The organism is Dyella sp. 01N36 (genome assembly GCF_056399745.1).
This window is the reverse complement of the sequence record NZ_JBFTRY010000365.1, coordinates 1-1,373: the sequence shown is the minus strand read 5'-3', so window position 1 is coordinate 1,373 and position 1,373 is coordinate 1. Positions and strand designations below refer to the sequence as shown.

Annotated in this window: 2 protein-coding genes; one reads left to right on the top strand and one right to left on the bottom strand. The window is 63.5% G+C overall.

Features of this window, described 5'->3' with window-relative positions:
- Positions 1-328, bottom strand: a 328-nt coding sequence (locus AC1DMG_RS22145) for an MFS transporter (RefSeq protein WP_477181153.1), incomplete at its 3' end; no start/stop codon positions are given.
- A 303-nt stretch (positions 329-631) separates the two neighbouring features.
- Here AC1DMG_RS22145 and AC1DMG_RS22140 point away from each other — a divergent pair.
- Positions 632-1,373: hypothetical protein (locus AC1DMG_RS22140; protein WP_477181152.1), on the top strand; the 742-nt coding region annotated here is incomplete at its 3' end.

Genomic DNA, 1,373 nt, shown 5'->3' with positions numbered 1-1,373 from the left:
ATCCCAGCAGCGCACGCAGTATCAGCAACATGTGCCAGTCGGGCACCAGCGCGGTCAGCACCACCAACACGGACGAGGACAGCAGCGAGGCCGTCATGATGGTCTTGCGGCCCCGGGCATCGGACAGGCCGCCGGCAAACAGCATGGCGAAGGCCAGCACGCCCGTGGTCAGTGAAAGAGAGAGCGCCGCGGCAGCCGCGCTGACGCCATAGTCCTTGCTGAATTCGGGCATCAGTGGCTGGGTGCAATACAACAGCCCGAAGGTGGCCAGGCCGGCGGCAAACAGCGCCAGATTGGTCCGTCGAAACGCCGGTGTGCCGTGGCGGATAAAGTCGTGCGACTCAAGTTCGTCGGCCCCGGGCCGATGATCTGCCTGAGTGACCGGTTTCACACTTTCCCGCCTTGCCATGCCACCACCGCCAACGACTGCCGAGGTGATAAGCATAAGACTTGCCGTGATTGTGTTCGACCGCCGCTCATGGCCGACCCGGATCGTGAAGACCCAGGCCCGGGCTGGCCAAAAAGATCCATATCGCGTGTGGAACGTGATACATAAAGACGCCGGGGTCGCTGTCCGAAGGAAGGACCCGCCCCGCACGCCGGTAACAGGGGACCGGCAGCAAGGGGGGATATGTCGATACGCGGGCTCATCGTGGTGTTGTTCACCTGGATGTGCGCCATGTGCTTTGCACTGGCCGCACAGGCGACGCCTGCGCGCTCCGCTATGCCGACCCTGCAGGTAGCGTCGCTGGTGCCGCTCAAGCCGGCGCCCACGCCAGCACAGGTTATCCACGGCGGCATGGATGGACGTTTCCTGCCCAGCCGCTCGACGCATACGCCCAATGCGGTGGAGACGCAGCGCTGGTATCGCCTGACCATCGATCGCGACTGGCACGAGACCAGTTCGCCCGTGCTCAATTTCACCGGCGCCACCTATATACGCATCACCGTGTATGCGCCGCCGGACTATCAGCCGCACGAGCTGTGGTTTGCCCAGACCGATCAATTGGCGCGTTACTCGCGCCATCACCTGGCGCTGGAATTGCCGCATGACTTGCGCGCCGACCAGCCGATCTATGTGCAGATCGCCGCCGACAACTTCACGCGGCAGATCCGCGCCGACATCACCGACATGGCCACGTATCAGGCGCAGGACCTGACCCACGTGCGCCTGACCACGCTGTTCTCCAGCGTGCAGTTCACCATGATTCTTGCCGCGCTATGCCTGTGGCTGGTGTTGCGCGATCGCGTGCTGCTGTATTTCATCGGCTACACCGGTTGCCAGCTGATGAACCAGCTGCTGATGAGTGGCGAGATGTACGAACTGCCCGGCGGTTCGCTGCTGGTGCCGCTGGGCACGCATGCGCCATGGC